The 15,416-nt window shown below is 62.7% G+C and carries 15 protein-coding genes; 5 read left to right on the forward strand and 10 right to left on the reverse strand.

Going from position 1 to position 15,416, the window contains the following annotated elements; translation table 11 throughout:
* Positions 1–20: 20 nt before the first annotated feature.
* The 5 genes from XI06_RS10160 to XI06_RS10180 form a co-directional block, all read right to left on the reverse strand.
* Complete coding sequence (locus tag XI06_RS10160; RefSeq protein WP_237890141.1) at positions 21–1,664, reverse strand: porin; 1,644 nt, start codon at positions 1,662–1,664, stop codon at positions 21–23.
* 241 nt (positions 1,665–1,905) lie between these two features.
* Positions 1,906–2,373 (reverse strand): hypothetical protein, encoded by a 468-nt coding sequence (locus XI06_RS10165; protein ID WP_237858819.1) that lies wholly within the window; start codon positions 2,371–2,373, stop codon positions 1,906–1,908.
* Between the two features lie 149 nt (positions 2,374–2,522).
* On the reverse strand, positions 2,523–2,672 hold the full coding sequence (locus XI06_RS10170; protein WP_237858817.1) for a hypothetical protein: 150 nt from the start codon (positions 2,670–2,672) through the stop codon (positions 2,523–2,525).
* A gap of 101 nt (positions 2,673–2,773) precedes the next feature.
* Positions 2,774–4,069: a DUF892 family protein gene (locus tag XI06_RS10175; RefSeq protein ID WP_237870025.1), complete on the reverse strand. Its 1,296-nt coding sequence runs from the start codon at positions 4,067–4,069 to the stop codon at positions 2,774–2,776.
* Positions 4,070–4,155: 86 nt separating this feature from the next.
* Positions 4,156–5,163: an alpha/beta fold hydrolase gene (locus tag XI06_RS10180; RefSeq protein WP_237858814.1), complete on the reverse strand. Its 1,008-nt coding sequence runs from the start codon at positions 5,161–5,163 to the stop codon at positions 4,156–4,158.
* Positions 5,164–6,024: 861 nt separating this feature from the next.
* Between XI06_RS10180 and XI06_RS10185 the strand changes: the two genes are divergently transcribed.
* The 3 genes from XI06_RS10185 (at position 6,025) to XI06_RS10195 (ending at position 7,322) form a co-directional block, all read left to right on the forward strand.
* A complete protein-coding gene (locus XI06_RS10185; RefSeq protein ID WP_237858812.1) occupies positions 6,025–6,228 on the forward strand; it encodes a hypothetical protein in 204 nt (67 codons plus the stop codon).
* A gap of 125 nt (positions 6,229–6,353) precedes the next feature.
* Positions 6,354–6,689, forward strand: a complete 336-nt coding sequence (locus XI06_RS10190) for a hypothetical protein (protein ID WP_237859413.1) — start codon at positions 6,354–6,356, stop codon at positions 6,687–6,689.
* A 12-nt stretch (positions 6,690–6,701) separates the two neighbouring features.
* Positions 6,702–7,322 carry a general stress protein gene (locus XI06_RS10195; protein ID WP_271605227.1) on the forward strand — a complete coding sequence of 207 codons (621 nt, stop codon included), beginning with the start codon at positions 6,702–6,704 and terminating at the stop codon, positions 7,320–7,322.
* A gap of 43 nt (positions 7,323–7,365) precedes the next feature.
* Here the strand turns inward: XI06_RS10195 and XI06_RS10200 are convergent, their stop codons facing one another.
* Positions 7,366–8,505 carry a hypothetical protein gene (locus XI06_RS10200; protein ID WP_271605228.1) on the reverse strand — a complete coding sequence of 380 codons (1,140 nt, stop codon included), beginning with the start codon at positions 8,503–8,505 and terminating at the stop codon, positions 7,366–7,368.
* Between the two features lie 354 nt (positions 8,506–8,859).
* Between XI06_RS10200 and XI06_RS10205 the strand changes: the two genes are divergently transcribed.
* On the forward strand, positions 8,860–9,168 hold the full coding sequence (locus XI06_RS10205; RefSeq protein WP_237858806.1) for a hypothetical protein: 309 nt from the start codon (positions 8,860–8,862) through the stop codon (positions 9,166–9,168).
* A gap of 13 nt (positions 9,169–9,181) precedes the next feature.
* Here the strand turns inward: XI06_RS10205 and XI06_RS10210 are convergent, their stop codons facing one another.
* Complete coding sequence (locus XI06_RS10210) at positions 9,182–10,417, reverse strand: carboxylate-amine ligase (RefSeq protein WP_271605229.1); 1,236 nt, start codon at positions 10,415–10,417, stop codon at positions 9,182–9,184.
* A gap of 630 nt (positions 10,418–11,047) precedes the next feature.
* On the opposite strand from XI06_RS10210, the gene nhaA reads away from it, so the two are divergent.
* Complete coding sequence (gene nhaA, locus XI06_RS10220; protein ID WP_271605230.1) at positions 11,048–12,274, forward strand: Na+/H+ antiporter NhaA; 1,227 nt, start codon at positions 11,048–11,050, stop codon at positions 12,272–12,274.
* A gap of 17 nt (positions 12,275–12,291) precedes the next feature.
* Here the strand turns inward: nhaA and XI06_RS10225 are convergent, their stop codons facing one another.
* The 3 genes from XI06_RS10225 to XI06_RS10235 all read right to left on the reverse strand — a co-directional run bounded on the left by XI06_RS10225 (position 12,292) and on the right by XI06_RS10235 (position 15,387).
* Positions 12,292–12,921: an FMN-binding negative transcriptional regulator gene (locus XI06_RS10225; RefSeq protein ID WP_237858800.1), complete on the reverse strand. Its 630-nt coding sequence runs from the start codon at positions 12,919–12,921 to the stop codon at positions 12,292–12,294.
* A 107-nt stretch (positions 12,922–13,028) separates the two neighbouring features.
* A complete protein-coding gene (locus XI06_RS10230; RefSeq protein WP_237869633.1) occupies positions 13,029–13,619 on the reverse strand; it encodes a redoxin domain-containing protein in 591 nt (196 codons plus the stop codon).
* Positions 13,620–13,635: 16 nt separating this feature from the next.
* Positions 13,636–15,387, reverse strand: coding sequence for an MOSC and FAD-binding oxidoreductase domain-containing protein (locus XI06_RS10235; RefSeq protein ID WP_271605231.1), 1,752 nt, complete (start codon positions 15,385–15,387; stop codon positions 13,636–13,638).
* Positions 15,388–15,416 lie beyond the last annotated feature (29 nt).

Raw genomic sequence — 15,416 nt, forward strand, 5'->3', positions numbered from 1 at the left:
CGCTGTCTTCTTGCTTCTGATCAGAAGTCGAACGTCATTCCTGTCGTGACGGCTTCGGCCTTGTTGCCGGCAACGACATTGTTGTTGGCATCGCGCCCGCAGACACCGTAGCCGTGTCCGCTGACACCCAGACAGTAATGCGCGCCGGGGCCGTTGCGCAGATAGCTGCCCACCATGTACCAGCTCACGAACGGGCTGAAGTGATACTTCACGCCCAGCGCGTACTGGTCGGCACTGGAGTCGACGGTGTTAAGCGCGAAGTCGGCGGCACCGGCCGGAGCGGAGACCGCGACCCCTGGGGTGGGGTAGGCGTTGATGACGCCCGTGCCCGGCGAGCCCGGCGAGGCATTGGCGTGAGCCCAGGACGCACTGAGGTCCCATTTGTCGACGGACTGGGTCGCGCTCAGGAAGTAGCCGTCGCGCGATCGCTCGTTGAAGGCGGCGACCGTGTTCTCGCGGCGCATGATCTCATAGATGCCGTAGAGCTGCAGGCTGCCGATCATGTCGTTGAACTTGTAGCCCGCGCCGACCTTTGCGGCCCACTCGTTGGCGATGCCGACCGCTCCCGTAGGCACCGTGAGCACGCCGCCGTTGCTCAGCGGTGTCACGGCCTCGTCGCCGGTTCGGTTGGTGCCCTCGTGCATCTCGTAAGCGGCGACGCCGGTGAAGCCACCCTGATTGTAGGTCAGCGATGCGCTGTAGAGGTTGCCGTATGAGCCGTCGGTGCAGCCCTCCGGCGCCGATGTGAGCGGGAAGCCCGAGCCGCTGCCGCGCGACGAGGTCGCAGGGCAGTTGAAATCGCCGAGGGCAAAGTCGCTGTTGTCCTTCGCCGTGTTCTGGCCCGGCGAGATCATGAAGGTGGCCTGGAAGCCGTTCCACACCGGCGATTCATACCAGATCGCATGCGCGGCGCGCCAATCGAACTCGGCGCGGAGATCGCCGCCGGTGTTGCCCATGATCGAGTTGTAGTCGCCGAGCGTCGCCGAGAACGGATCGAACTTCGCCGTCGCCTTCTTGTAAGGCGTGTCGGCCTTGCCGGCCTTGATCGTACCCCACGGACTCTCCATGCCGAGGAAGCTGTCGCGCGTGCCAAACGCGGCGCGTTCGGTCGGAACGGCTGCGACCTCGACGAGCGACTCGAACTGCGCGATGGCCGCCCATCCGGGATAGCCATACGGATCGAGGTTGTGCCGCGCGCGAACCCCGAAATAGGTCAGGTTGCTGGCGACGCCGAACTTGGTGCCCTGATCGTAGACGCCGGGATTGAAGATGTCGCCGGAGAGGTCGACGTGGCCGTAGAGCGTTACCGTGGTGTTGTCGATGAAGGGATTGCTTCCAGGCGCCTTGCTGTAGAGCGGCGCGCCGCCAAGGCTGACGACGGTGTGCTCCGGTGCGGGTACGGGGGAGGGCGCGACCGCTGCGTGAAGAACCGGGTTGCCCTTGGGCGACCCAGGCGCGACAGCGGTTGCCGCGGCCCTCGGCTCGCTGATGTGATTGACGCGTTCGCGCAGCTGCGCGTTTTCCTTTGCAAGCTTGGCGTTGCTGCGCTCGAGCGCATCGAGGCGGGCAACGACGTCATCTATGGTTGCAGCTTTTAGCTGATGGCTAATTGTAGTTGTGCAAAGGGCCGCGAAGCCTGTGCCGAGCAGAAAGGCCTTCCTCATTGGTTTCCCCTTTATCGCCGCGGACTCTCAGATGGGTCCGGGATAAAGTGGAAGGTAATGTATGCCAGATACCGTATACAATCAGATTGGTATGATGCTGGTCGCTTTCCCGACGGAGTGTGGCTAGCGAGCAACTATTCCTCGCAAAGTGTGTCGCGCGGCGATCTGCCGCATTGCGGCGGACGCGGCCGCCTTCGCGCCAAAAAGGCTAGTGGGTTTGAAGACTTGCCTTGGGCTTGCTTCAATCGCCCCACGGCGTTTCGCCGCGGGCGAGACGGCTGGCGATGTCGGTCTGGAACATCGACGGGCCGAACGCGAACCACTCATCGCCGATCTGGTAGACCAGCAGCCGCCTGTTCTCGGCGCAAAACTGCGTCAGCCAGTCCAGCGCTTTCTTCTTGGGCTGCGCGCCGACCGGCACTGCGACGTCGACCGGCAGGTCGCGCCAGAGGAAATTGGCGGCGAGCATGATCATGCTGGATTGGTCAGGGCGCATCCAATCCGGCAGCGGGCTCGATGCAACCAGCCAGCCGCAGATGAATTCGCGGCAGGGATGCTGCGGACGTTCGGGATAGATCGCGCACTGATGCGCGACGCTGAACGGGCAGGGCTGCCCTTTGCCCACCTTGTGGCCGCGCACCTCGATCTGCAGCCAGCCATCGCAGCAGGCGGTGCAGCTTCCGCAGGTTCTGGTGACGGCAGGGCTCACGGGCGAGCTGATGCTCCAGGCGCATTCGATCGCCTATGAACTACCAGTCCCGTTTGCGGAGGGGCAAGCGCTTCAATAGGCCAGACCTGTAGCAGAGGAGCATAGGTCAAACTCACCTTTGAAATCGGCAGATAGAGGCATTGATCACTTCACTCGATGTCTGTGATCTTTCCCTTGCCTTGGCAGACCTCGCATTTGATCGGATAGATTTTACGGCCGGGGTGAGCGGTCTGGATGGATTTGGGAAAGCCGGTGCCGTTGCACAGCGGGCAGGTATGCTCCTTGATCCTCGGGGTCATGCTGATCCTTTCCAACCGCCTTGCGGTTTGTAAAATCGGAATGTGTTAGCAATCAGCGGCCCCTCGGAGTGGGACCGCCTCCTCAACGCTCAGGTGCTGACCTATTCGCCGGCGGGCTCATCCTCGACGAAGCTCTGCTCGATAGCAGCCGGCATTTTCGCCACCGACATCAAGGAACGTGCGATCTGATTGAGCAACTGATCCGCGTTCTCCTCCTCGGCCAGATTCTTCGACAGCAGTGCGACCACCCCGCTGTGGCGCAATTGCTGCGCAAGGTTGCGAGCAGTCGTGTAACCCGCAATCTCGTAGTGCTCGACACGTTGAGCCGCGCCGATCAAGCCAAGGTCCGCGGCCGCGTCGTCCTTCTTGGAGCCTTCCTTGATCACTTCGTCGCCCTCTTCGACAAGTCCCTGCATTCCCTTGCAAGGCTTGGCGCGCGGCTTCTTCCCGAGCTGTTCGAAGCACTCGTCAAGACGCTCGATCTGCGCTTCGGTTTCGGCCAGATGAACGGTAAACAGTTCGGCGAGCTGGTCGTAGCGTGCGGCCTCGATCATTTGAGGTAGCGCTTTCGTCAACTGCTTCTCGGCGTGTAGAAGGTCCCGCAGCTGATCGAGCAGCAGGTCGTCAAGACCAACGAGAGGCTCCGATGGCGAACTTTCGGCAACGATCGACGGCGCCGCGCCGGTATCGCCGCTTTGGAGTGCCGGGGATTCCATGAAAACCCAGTCGTCGCCCTCGTTCCAGGGACCTCGTGTGTCGATTTCGCCGTTATCGCCGGACCCTGTCGAGTCATTGAAGAACTGGTCCACGAGACCGGGCGTCGGAGCGATGCGGCCGATGCTGAACGTGGGCTTGTTCATGCTTTCCAGCGCGCGCGAGAACGCCTTCATGTGGGTGATTTCCCGCGTCATCAGGAACTGCAGGGCGTCCTTCGTGCCCGCGTCGTCACAGAAGTTGATCAGGCGCTCATAGACGATCTTGGCCCGCGCTTCGGCGGCAATGTTGCTGCGCAGATCGACGTCGAGTTCGCCGGTGATCTTGAGGTAGTCGGCCGTCCAGGCGTTGCCTTGCGAATTACACAGGCTGACACCACCGCCTCCGGCGATCGCGATCAAAGGATCGGCTTCCGCCGCGTCCCTGTCGAACTTCATGGGCTTCAAATGCAGCCGCGCAAGCGAGCCGACGACTTCGAGATGGCTCAGTTCCTCGGTGCCGATGTCCATCAGGAGATCCTTGCGATCCGGGTCTTCGCAATTCAGACCCTGGATAGAATATTGCATGGCGGCCGCCAACTCGCCGTTGGCCCCGCCGAACTGTTCCAGCAGCATGTTGCCGAAGCGAGGATCGGGCTCGTCGACCCGGACTGTGAACATGAGCTTTTTGACGTGATGATACATGAAGACCTCTGATTGGCGGGAGAATGCAAGGCACAACCTGGCGCTGTCATCGACGTTCCTAATTCGAAGTCGCGCCGCGCCCAGATTCAATGCAGCGTTTGCGCCGCGGCCTCGTCGACCGCAGCCATCAAGTCGGCTGTATCGGACTGCTGGATCATGTGTCCTGCGTTTGGAACGCGGTGCATTTTGCTGTGCTTGATTTCGTCATGCAGCCGCCCGGACTGCTCGTCGATGTCGATCAGGCGATCGTCCTCCCCGGCCAGGATGGTGACCGGCATGGCCAGTTCGCCGTAGGCTTTCGCAGACAGCATTGCAGCGGGGACCATCAGCGCTGCCTCGGCGGCGCCGGCACGAAGCTGCGATGGACGCACGGCCAGTGCTTTGGGGAAGCCGTCGAATTTTTGCGGGACGGATTTCGGTCCGAAAAGCTGCCGCAGCATCGCCGGCCACATCAGGCGGCTGAGGATCGGTGAAATCGTGTGACTGAGGATATCGCCAAATCCAGGGATTGCCGGCCCGGCCATTGCCATCATCGCATCGGTGCGAGCCGTCGGAAAATAATAGCCCGATGCCAGCACCAGCGCCTCGACCATTGCTGGGTGCCGGCTTGCCAGGGAGACCGCAACCGACGCTCCCCAGGAATGGCCGAGCACGATCGCCTTCTCGACGCCGAGATGCGCAAGCGCATCCTTGAAGAGATCGGCCTGGGCCGCTGGGGTCCACACGACGTTGCGGGGCCGCAGGCTGTGGCCGAAGCCCGGACGATCGAACACGATGACGCGATAGTCCCTGGCGGCGAGATCGATCAGTCCACTGGACTCGAAATCCTGGATCATGCTGCCATTGCCATGGAACAGGACCAGAGGACGGCCGGTTCCTCGCTCGACATAGTGCAGGCGGACGCCGTCGATGTCGATGAACCGTCCCTGGGGCGGGTTATCGCGCTGTGCCTTGTCGGCAAGCCGCCGATTGACGATTGCGGTCGCGGCCATCACGCCGGCTGTTGCGATGAGCGCGGAGGCGAAGGGATGTTCCGCGAGGGCAAGAAGGGTCGTGGCCGTCAGGGACGGCGAACGTTTTTTCAGAATGCGCATGAATGCTTTCGCTGAACCGGTCAGCTGTTGAGAGAATAGTCCGCCCGAAACCGTGCCGAGCCGGACGTCGCGTTGGTCGTGGCGACCAAGTCCATGCGCGGCCGAATCTCCCCCTTGGGTACGACATGCGCGTTCACGGGGCACCTGGTGCAGACGCAACAGGGGGATCGGACATTTGTTCCTCACTCCAATCGATGCGGTAAAGCAGGTGTGGTCGTGATCATTGCTTCAACGCCTCCGGCCGGCTTCTGATGGCCGCGCTCTGGCGAATGTCATTCGAGGCACCATATGCAAGGTATCACTGGCACGGACCTGACAGGCACCGGTGACCGAGAGACGTTCCCGCGCTCCCGCCAAAAACAGGAGGCGCCCGTTGAACGTTGCACTGTATCCCTTGCATCTTTGGCGCGAAGCCAAGCGTCGTTGGACCTCCAGAGGGGGCCAGGACAGAAGCCAACTGTTCCCGTCGCGAGGCACCGAGGGCTGCAATGCGTGCGGGCGCCTCGCCAAGGCTCCGGAATATTCAACTTACCTGCCCAGCGGCGATGTCGTCTATCAATGGCGGTGTTCTGAGTGCTGCAACTCCTGGCGGACCTCCGACTATCCAGCGAGAAGTGCGGATAGCCAATCCAGCCAGTCCGAGCACCTTCGCGAAAACGCCGGGCGCTGCTTGACGTTGGAAGACAGCGCTTCCGACGACGCGACGCGCAGGCAATTCAGGCGCATGAACGCTTCCTGGCTCGCTCTTGCCGAGACGCAGGATTGGCTCGACGGCGCGGTAGCGCCGGTCGCACGGCCCTTGCCGCCAGGGCGCACAGGCTCGATCTCGTCGATTCCACACCCGCGGCGGGGACACTTGTCATGACTGAGAAGCGCAACCGCGTACGTCGGGCGAGTTCGCTCGGCGAGCGTTTGGCGGCCGATGCCGTAAGCCTGCGTGAGCAGGCCGCGCGCCTCGAACCCGGTGCAGAACGCGATGCACTCTTGAAGAGAGCACACCGCAACACGATCGCCGCCGATATCAACACTTGTCTGACCTCTCCAGGGCGCCGGCCGCGGGATTAGCCAACACGCAGGGACGGGCCTAGCCGCTGCCTGTTGTGACCGCGAACGCGATGTCTCGAAGCGAATACGGAGGAACGAAAGCTCCGATGGGGGCTTGGCTTACTCCTTATACTCTGGAGACAATCATGAAACGTCCATCACTCTTCGTTTGTATTTCTTTGCTTGCGGCTGCCACGGCATTGGCGACGGCTCCGGCTTCGGCGCAAAATCCGCCGGCGCAATCAGGACCGAACAACAACGCGGTTAATAGTTCGGGGAAGAACAACTCCGACGCGCCGGTCGCCGGTCGCAACAGTTTCACTGAAGGACAAGCCAAGTCGAAGATCGAAGACGCCGGGTATGCCAACGTCACCGCGCTGAAGAAGGACGACAAGGGTGTTTGGCGCGGCCAGGCCAGTAAGGGTGGATCGGCCGCCGCGGTCAGCGTCGACTTCCAAGGCAACGTCAATTCAACCAAGTAAGAAAGAATCAACATGACCGTTACGATTTCCCGTCTTTACGACAAATACAGCGACGCCCAGCGGGCGGTTCAGCGGCTCGAGGCTGCCGGCGTGCCGCATTCTGACATCAGCATCGTCGCCAACAATTCCGACAGCTGGTTCAACAGCGACAAGAAGGTCGATCGCGATCGCGATGGCGTCGACGATCGCGCCGAAGGTGCCGGAAAAGGTGCCGGCATCGGTGCGGGCGTGGGTGGTACCGCGGGTCTTTTGGCCGGCCTTGGCTTGCTGGCGATCCCCGGCCTCGGACCTGTTGTCGCAGCCGGCTGGCTGGCCGCGACTGCAGTCGGTGCCGCCGCTGGAGCTGCGACTGGCGGAGTCGTCGGTGCGCTCACCGAGGCCGGCGTTTCGCGGGAGGATGCAGACTCCTATGCCGAGGGCGTTCGTCGCGGGGGTACGCTGGTGTCGGCGCGGGTCGCAGATGCCGACCGATCCCGGCTCGATTCGATCTTGAACGAGTCCGCTGTCAATTTGCGGGACCGCAGTGTCGCCTGGCAAAAGAGCGGATGGAAGTCGTTTGATCCCGCGAGCCAGCCTTATGGTGCCGAAGAGGTCCGCAAGGAGCGGCAGCTCTACGGCGGGGCACTGCGCTAAGTGAGCTTTCTGCGGCCCGCTTCGGCGGGCCGCGTTTTGCGGCTTACGCGTAGAGATACCCGACCGGTTTGCCTTCGGTGCGCAGCGGACGAATGTCCCTCTGCGTGATGATCTGGCTGGCCAGGCCGTCGATCTCGTCGCGCTGCGTCGGTGTCCAGCTGCGAAGATCGTTGATGTCCTTGAGAAGACCGAGCCGAAGCAGGTGGGTGTTCTCGGCGAGGCCGACGAGGCTGATCGCATCCTTGCCCGCCGTCACCACATCGCCGGCAGAGAGCTCGAAGCGCTCGCTATCCTTCTTCTTGAACTCGGCGCTGCCGCGAATGACGCGATAGATCACGACCTCGCCCTTGGCAAAGCACGACGCGTCCGCGGTCGCAGACGTGCTCTTCGGCAGGAGCGCGTGCCCACGCGGATCAGTTGCGATGACGTAGCCGGTCACGAGATGACCGCTCGGAATCTCGATGCCGATATCGCGCACGTAAACCTGCTGGGCCGATTTGACCGAACCGTCGGTGAGCGGCTTGTAGAGCGCATCCAGCGCGAGGGGATCCTGGAGCCAGAAGCCGGCGTCAGTGGGACGATCATGCAGCGGATGGCTCCAGGCCACGCGCGGCGTTTCGTCTTCGTTGATCTGATCCGGACCGACGATGGTCGGGTTCGGGAAGGTGGTGGGATCGGTGATGAAGGCTTCGAGGAATTTGCCGGAATAGCCCATCGAAATCGGATCCGGCACCACGGTCTGCGGCGTCTTCAAATTCTCTTCGGTTGGCAAACCCGACCAGGTGTAGAACAGCTGGCGGTGCACGATCGCGCTTTGCAGCATCACCGCGCCGGGGCCGACATTGTACCAGCGCCCGTCATAGTCGAAGGTGAACGCGCCCGAGGTGACCAGCACGAGCTGAAAGCCGCCGGGGGGCAGGTGCAGATGGAAGTCGGTGGGGCCGGTGTCGGGGCGATAGATCGGCAGGTTGGTCGCGACCTCGTGGAGCAGGAAGGTCTCGTTGTTGGCGTGAAAGCCTTCGTTGGCGCGATTGTAAAGCGCTTGCGGACGGTAGGTCGCTTCGAACTTGGCATCCTTGTCGCGATCGATCGCAACGAAGTCCTGGGCGTTGAGGCGGAGCGGTGCGCCGTTCGGATGGGTGAGGCCGGTGGTCTTGAGATCGCCCGCAGCATGCACGTTCATGACGTTCTCCGCTCTGCGCCATTGCCAAGCTTGCAATGTCATTGCGAATTTTGGGCCAGTTGATTTGCGGAGCAGCGAGCGCGCCCGGCGCCGCCGTGCGGCGTACCGGTCCAGGAAAAAATCCGGTGGCTGCACGGGAGCTTAGATCGGCTGCTGACGTCGATCGCACAGCGCTGCGCGAGGACGTCGCGATTGCCGGACGGCGGCGTGACTTGTCTAATTTGTCAGCAAGCGTCTCAGTGCACGTGCAGTGGCGCCGTCGACGGATCGCGCGTGACACCGCAATTGGTCGGGGCGGTGATTGACATTTTGTTCATGTTTTGTTCTTATGCTGCGACCGAGATGGAGGCAGCCATGGACAACCGCATCAACGACATTCGCAGAACCATCAGAGCGCTCCGCGTCAGCATGCGCGAGGCTGAGGCGATCATGCACGAGCAGATCAACCGCGATGAGGATTGCAGCTTCGTGGCGCAGGAGGTCATCAAGATGCGCTCGGTCATGAGTCTGCTGGTGAAGGAGCGGACCGCACTCGGCGATTTCGAGCCGATCGTCGTGAGCAGCTTCTTCATTCCGCGGCGCAGGTCGGCACGAAAGCTGGCGGCTGCGCAGGCTCCAACTGTCGAGTCCGTGTTCCGACCTCGCTCGGTGGCGCGGGCGTGAGGCGAAGGACGCCTCAAGCGCTATGGGGCGCCTGGGTACTGTGCATGATCGGCGCGCTCGCTCCTGAGATCGTCGATTGAGCGATCCATCGTGACACGGCTGCGATGTCGTCGCCGTTGTCGCGATAGGCGCGGAGCTGGAATTCAGCCGAGCTGCCGCGGTCCACAATGGTGCGGCAATGCTCGATCTCGGCGGCGCAGCCTAACGCGTCAGCGTCCTCAATGGTGTCATCGATGATTCGGGAGAGCATTTCCGAGATCGTCACCGGACCGTCCTTGGATGCAAAGATGCAATCAGTGCCGTAGCGCTGGGCGCGCCATTTGTTCTCGACCGCAATCGCGCGTTCGACCGCAGTAACCTGCTTCGACAGATGGGGCCGCAGATAGAGCTGGCGCGTCAGGCAGCGATACAGCGAGGCAATGGCGACGGCGTCGTCGACGAAGGTGCAGGTGTCGGGCGCGCGAAGCTCCAGTGTCGGATGCTTCATCGACGGCCGCATCGCCCACCAGATGTGGCTCTCGTCGGGGATCACGCCGGAGCGCTGCAATGCGCCGACATAGTCGTCGTATTCGCGCTTGCTCTCGAACAGCTCGGGCAGTCCGGTGCGTGGAAGCTCGGAATAGGCCGCGAGCCGATAGCCCTTCAGTCCCGTCTTGTGCGAATTCCAGAACGGCGAGGATGCCGCGAGCGCGATGAACAGCGGCAGATGCGGCAGCATCGCCCGCAACACCGCCATACGCTTCTCGGGATCCGGCAGTTGAACATGCACGTGCATGCCGCACATCATGTTGCGGTGGCCGATGCTGCGCAGATCCTCGATCATCTCCTCGTAGCGTGGCTTCGGGCTCGGCTGCGACATGCGCCAGACCGCCGTGGGGTGCGTGCCGCAGGCCATGATGACAAAGCCGTATTGCGCGGCGACGTTGCCGACCTCGCGGCGCAGGAACCTCAGCTCTTCCCGTGCGTCATTGACGTCGACGTGAACATTGGTGGCCACCTCGAGCTGGGACTGCAACATCTCGCGCGTGGCCTGGCCGCCGGTCGACCAGTTCGCCGATTCGAACAGCTCGTTCGGAGTCTGGATCGCGACCTCGAGGGTATGACGATCGGCGAGGAAATACTCCTCCTCGATTCCGAAGGAATAGTCGGCCGCCTTGCCGCGGCCGCCAGCGGAGCGAATGACGAGATGCTGTCGGTTGTCGGAGGATTCGAGACGCAGCAATTTCAAAACGTCCAAAGCAATTGTCATTGTGCCACCCGGCGACGGTACTACCTGCGGGCGATAATCCGTCGGACGGGGGCCGGTTCCGCCTCGGAGCCACTGGAAATTGCAAGGTCGAACGGAACAATTTTCGCAGCTTCGAATGCGCGCGCGATCAGCGCGTGGTTCGCTGGCACTTCCGTCCGGTCCGTTTCCTTGTCGAACGGCTCTGACACGACAATGACCTGGTCGCCAACCTCGCGGAAATAGAGTGCGTTGGCGACATCGTTGACGGCGATGCGAAACGCATAGAGCTCGCGTCCATTGGCGATAGCGCTGGTGAAGCGCAGCCGAGCTCAGATGACGGCAGAGGTCGCGCAGATTCTCATCGCTCTGTGCCATCAGCGAATGCTCGTACTCGGTAACGTGAGGCTCGAACGAGGTGGTCTCGCCCCTGTGTGCGATCCAGCGGCACATGCGGTTCCCGTGCGGCAAAGTGTCATGAAGGTGCATCAACCATCCTCAGCTCGTCGCGGTTCCTGCCTCTTGCTCGACGCAGGCTCGCGCGGAGTGGGTTGTCTTAACGCTCGCGCCGTGTAGAAGAGCCGTGGGTGCTCACTGCATGTCGCGGTGACAGGTCAAGCGATGGTCGGGCCGCCACGCAGGATGCGTGTGCCCATGAACGATCAGCTGCCCGGCAGGCACCTGCCCAACTCACCGTTTTTCGTTGAGCGAGCGTTCTTGGCGCTCCAGCAGTTCGTGCATGTCGAGGCCGTCAGCGGCGTCATGCTACTGGTTGTCACGGCTTCCGCACTGCTGTGGGCGAACTCACCCTTCGCTCATTCGTATCATGAGGTCTGGAACCTGCCGATCTCATTTCACTTCGGTGGATTCGTCTTCGTCAAATCCCTGCATTTCTGGATCAACGATGCATTGATGACGATCTTCTTCCTCGTCGTCGGCATGGAAATCCGCCGCGAACTCCACGAGGGGGCGCTGAGCCGGTTTGATCAGGCCGCAGTGCCGGTGGTGGCTGCCGTTGGCGGTGTGGTCGTTCCCGCGCTGATCTATTTGAGCTTGAACACCGTCGCGGGTCGCGGCCAAGGCTGGGCGATCCCAACTGCGACGGATATCGCCTTTGCGGTCGGCGTGCTCGCACTGTTGGGGCGATCGATTCCCGCCGGCATCAGAGTGTTTTTGCTGGCCCTGGCCATTATCGATGACATCATCGCGGTTCTCATCATCGCACTGTTTTACACGAGCGGACTCGATTCCAGCGGCTTTCTAGTCGCAGCACTCGGCGTGCTCCTGGCGCTCGGGCTTCAACGGCTCGGCTTCGACTCCGCGTTTGCCTATATCCTGCCGGGCGTGATTGTCTGGGCGGGATTCCTCATGGCCGGCCTCCATCCGACACTCGCAGGTGTTGTGCTCGGCTTGATCACGCCGGTTCGCTCGGCGGCGCCCGAGATCGTGCCACCTGTCATCCGCGTCGAGACGGCACTGCATCCCTGGGTGGCCTACGCCATCATGCCGCTGTTCGCGCTGGCCAACGCCGGTATCGACCTCAGAAACGCCAAATTTGCTGACGGAGCGGAATTCGTGGCGCTCGGTATCGGGCTCGCGCTGTGCGCGGGAAAACCCATCGGCGTGATTGGTGCGGCCTGGCTTGCGGTGCGGGCGGGTGGATGCCGACTCGCGCCAGGTGTGACGTGGCCCGGCGTCTGCCTCATCGGGCTTTTGGCCGGCATTGGCTTCACCATGTCGATCTTCATCGCCATGCTCGCGTTCACCGATGAGAGAATGCTGGATGCGGCGAAATTCGGCGTGCTGCTCGGCTCGCTCATCTCAGTGACGCTCGGCCTCGGCTGGGGCGCAGAATACGCGCAAAGGCACCGCGATCAGTAAAGCGGCGCTGTCGATCGTCAATCCGACAGCGGGATCAGGCCTGCGACCTCGCGATCACCGGCGTTGTCGCTCGCCGCGAGGCCCTGCGCGACACCGATGCGATCGGCCTCCGGCCGGTTCTGGCTCATCTTGCGCTTGCCTTCGAACCGCACCACGGGGATGCGCACTCCGACAATCCCGCGCAGCTGCGCGGCGATGAAGTCGGCAGGCGCGTCACTGACCGCCCAAGGCTCTGCGCGCGCGCCTTCGTGCTTGCTTGTCAGCCGCGTCACGACCTCGAGCAAGCGCTCCGGCTCCTGGAAAAATTCCACCGGGCCGTAGGCATGCACGGCGATGTAGTTCCAGGTCGGTACGACCTTTTCGGTCTCCTGCTTGGTCGCGTACCAGGACGGCGTCACATAGGCATCGGGGCCTGAGAAGATCGCGAGCGCATCGCCGATCGGCGGCAGCTTCCATTGCGGATTGGCTTTCGCGACATGCCCATACAGCGCGCCGCGCTCGCCTTCGTTCTCGTCGAGGAAAAGCGGCAACGGTGTCGCGACCGGACCCTCCGTGGTCGCCGTCACGAGGCTCGCGAGGCGGGCTGCGCGAATGGTTGCGCGGATGCTCTCGATGTCGTCGTCCCTGAAAGCCGGGGGGATGTACATAGCGTGTCTCCGTTCTTGATACGGAGATAGCCGGAATCCGGCCTGTCATAAACGGCCGGTTTCAGCGATTTCATCGGGCCAGATCGGCAATCGCCTGCACTTCAGCCCTATTCGCCGAGCGTTTCGGCGTAAGTCTTGCCGTAGGGATAAAAATGCTCCTTGTGGCCCTGATCCCATTGCGCCTTGAATCCGGGCGCAGTGATGTCCCAATCCGGACGGCAGCTCATGCTGACGGCTCGGAGATCCGCGCGAAGCTCTTCGACGGTCGGGCGACCGAAGAACCAGTAGCCGTTGTAAATCTTGTGAATGCGCAAGCCGGGCGCCAGCACGATGACATGCGGAATCATCGGATTGTGGACGGGATCAGTGTATTCGGCGATGTCGAGATCCTTCTGCACGATCCGCCTGGGATCGGACAGGAAAGGCCAGTGGGCTCCGGCGCCGGTTCGATATTCGTTGGTCTGGATGATGGTATCGGTGGTGATGGTGACGAGCCGGCAATAGCCGACCTCCATCTCGCGATGGAGCTGCAGCAGACCTTCGGTCTGGCGACGGTCCTTCGGACAGAAGCCGCCGCGGCCGAGCACGACAATCATGGGATCGATGCCCTGCAGCTCCGAGAGCCTGCGGTGCTTGCCGGTGTGGTCGCTGAGTTCGTAGTCCGGGAAGGTCGCTCCTGGCATCATGTCGGGTCGCATGAGGCTCTCCTGTGTCTTAAAGATCGATCACGATGTCGCTGTGTGGCTGGGCGCAGCAGATCAGAACATTTCCGTCCGCTGGTGCGTCGAGCGGATCGGGCGCATAGCTGACGTCACCGGCAATGAGGCCGCTCTCGCAGTTGTGGCACACTCCGGTCCGGCATGACCAGCGCACGGGGACGTCGCAGGTCTCGGCGAGCTCGAGCAGGCTGGCATAGGACGGTCCCCAGCGAACATTGAGACCGCTGCGAGCAAAGGACACCATGGGCCCGGGGCCCGGCGCTCCCGCCGGCACATGCGGGCGTATCTCTTTCGTCGGCGTTGCGATGCCCGGCGTCAGCGACGGTCCGGCGCCGAACAACTCGGTGTGGATATGATCGGGCACGACGCCCCACGCGCGGAGCCCCGAGGTGAGGTCGCTCATGAAGGGGCCGGGTCCGCACAGATAGAAGTCGGCGTCTTGCGGCAAGTCGAGTTGCCGGAGCAGGGCAGCATCCAGATGTCCGACGCTGTCGAAATCCATCTCCAGCCGATCGCCGGGATCGGGCCTGCTGTAGCAGACATGGCTGTGATGGTGGGGAAGCCTGGTCAGAAGTTCGCGCACCTCGGTCGCGAAGGCGTGCTCGCGGCCGTTGCGGGTGCCGTGCAGCCACCAGACGTCTCGCGGCGATGCTTCTGCTGCGAGAGCGTGAAGCATGGCGAGTACCGGCGTCACGCCAATGCCGGCGCTGAGCAGGACGACGGGCCGCGTGTCCCGCCGCAGCGTAAAGCTGCCGCGGGGCGCACCGAGTTGCACGACGTCGCCGGGGCGGAGCTGGTCGGCGACGTATGTGCTGGCGATGCCGTGCGGCTCCCGTTTGATGCTGAGGCGGTAGGACGCCGCATCGGCGCGGCGCGACAGCGAATAGCTGCGGGTCATTGCCGTCGTGTCGGAAGGCCCGAGCCTGACGATGACGAACTGACCGGGCAGGCCGGCAGCGCCGGCAAGTCCATCCGCAGGTTCGAGGACTAACGACGTCACCTCGTTGGTTTCGACGATCTTGCGCACGACGCGAAATGGCCGGAATCCGCGCCATGCCGGAGGCGGGCTCGCCGCCGGGCCGAGCCCGGCATTGCCTGCTGTCGCATTCTGGCCAAGCAGCGCCTCGAAGGAACGACGCCAGCCACGGCTCAGCGCCGGGATCTTCAGCGCGCGTTCGAGACGGTCACGCGGGTGAGGGGGCAGGTAAAGCAGCGCGTTGATCTCGGATACGCTCATGCTTTCAGGTCCACGGGCGACCTGAATGATCTCGTCGCCGGCCCCGACGTCACCTTCGTCGATCACGCGAAAATAGAAGCCAGGCCGGCCGTGCTTGACCAGCAGCGCAGCCATATCCGGTTCTTCCATGCGAATGCCGAGCCGGTAGCAGGTGACGCGCGGCTGCGTGACTTCAAACAGGGCAGAGCCGATCCTGTAACGATCTCCGATGCAGACCTCGCTATCGGCCAGGCCTTCGACCGTGAAGTTCTCGCCGAATTGACCAGGGACGAGGTTCGAGCGCCCCAGAAGTCTTTGCCAGTAACGATAGGACTCGTCCTGATAGACGTACACGGCACGCTGTTCGCCGCCGTGACCCGCTGTATCGCCCTGGCCATCGCCGTCGATATTGAGCTGCCGCACCCTGCGCCGGCCTTCGATGGGAGCCTTCCAGATGCCGGTATGGACGGTCCTGCCTTGCCAGGCGACGTCGCGCGGCAGACCGACATTGACGGACAGCAAGCGTGCCATTTCGGTTCCCCGGCTTGACCAGCGCGGCG

Source organism: Bradyrhizobium sp. CCBAU 11434, assembly GCF_028128895.1.
Classification (GTDB): Bacteria; Pseudomonadota; Alphaproteobacteria; order Rhizobiales; family Xanthobacteraceae; genus Bradyrhizobium; species Bradyrhizobium zhengyangense.

What these genes read in the sequence shown, in the direction of transcription:
- XI06_RS10160 (WP_237890141.1), bottom strand. Translation starts at nt 1,664, where the DNA reads ATGAGGAAGGCCTTTCTGCTCGGCACAGGCTTCGCGGCCCTTTGCACA.
- XI06_RS10170 (WP_237858817.1), bottom strand. Translation starts at nt 2,672, where the DNA reads ATGACCCCGAGGATCAAGGAGCATACCTGCCCGCTGTGCAACGGCACC.
- XI06_RS10175 (WP_237870025.1), bottom strand. Translation starts at nt 4,069, where the DNA reads ATGTATCATCACGTCAAAAAGCTCATGTTCACAGTCCGGGTCGACGAG.
- XI06_RS10180 (WP_237858814.1), bottom strand. Translation starts at nt 5,163, where the DNA reads ATGCGCATTCTGAAAAAACGTTCGCCGTCCCTGACGGCCACGACCCTT.
- XI06_RS10185 (WP_237858812.1), top strand. Translation starts at nt 6,025, where the DNA reads ATGACTGAGAAGCGCAACCGCGTACGTCGGGCGAGTTCGCTCGGCGAG.
- XI06_RS10190 (WP_237859413.1), top strand. Translation starts at nt 6,354, where the DNA reads ATGAAACGTCCATCACTCTTCGTTTGTATTTCTTTGCTTGCGGCTGCC.
- XI06_RS10195 (WP_271605227.1), top strand. Translation starts at nt 6,702, where the DNA reads ATGACCGTTACGATTTCCCGTCTTTACGACAAATACAGCGACGCCCAG.
- XI06_RS10200 (WP_271605228.1), bottom strand. Translation starts at nt 8,505, where the DNA reads ATGAACGTGCATGCTGCGGGCGATCTCAAGACCACCGGCCTCACCCAT.
- XI06_RS10205 (WP_237858806.1), top strand. Translation starts at nt 8,860, where the DNA reads ATGGACAACCGCATCAACGACATTCGCAGAACCATCAGAGCGCTCCGC.
- XI06_RS10210 (WP_271605229.1), bottom strand. Translation starts at nt 10,417, where the DNA reads ATGACAATTGCTTTGGACGTTTTGAAATTGCTGCGTCTCGAATCCTCC.
- nhaA (WP_271605230.1), top strand. Translation starts at nt 11,048, where the DNA reads ATGAACGATCAGCTGCCCGGCAGGCACCTGCCCAACTCACCGTTTTTC.
- XI06_RS10225 (WP_237858800.1), bottom strand. Translation starts at nt 12,921, where the DNA reads ATGTACATCCCCCCGGCTTTCAGGGACGACGACATCGAGAGCATCCGC.
- XI06_RS10230 (WP_237869633.1), bottom strand. Translation starts at nt 13,619, where the DNA reads ATGCGACCCGACATGATGCCAGGAGCGACCTTCCCGGACTACGAACTC.
- XI06_RS10235 (WP_271605231.1), bottom strand. Translation starts at nt 15,387, where the DNA reads ATGGCACGCTTGCTGTCCGTCAATGTCGGTCTGCCGCGCGACGTCGCC.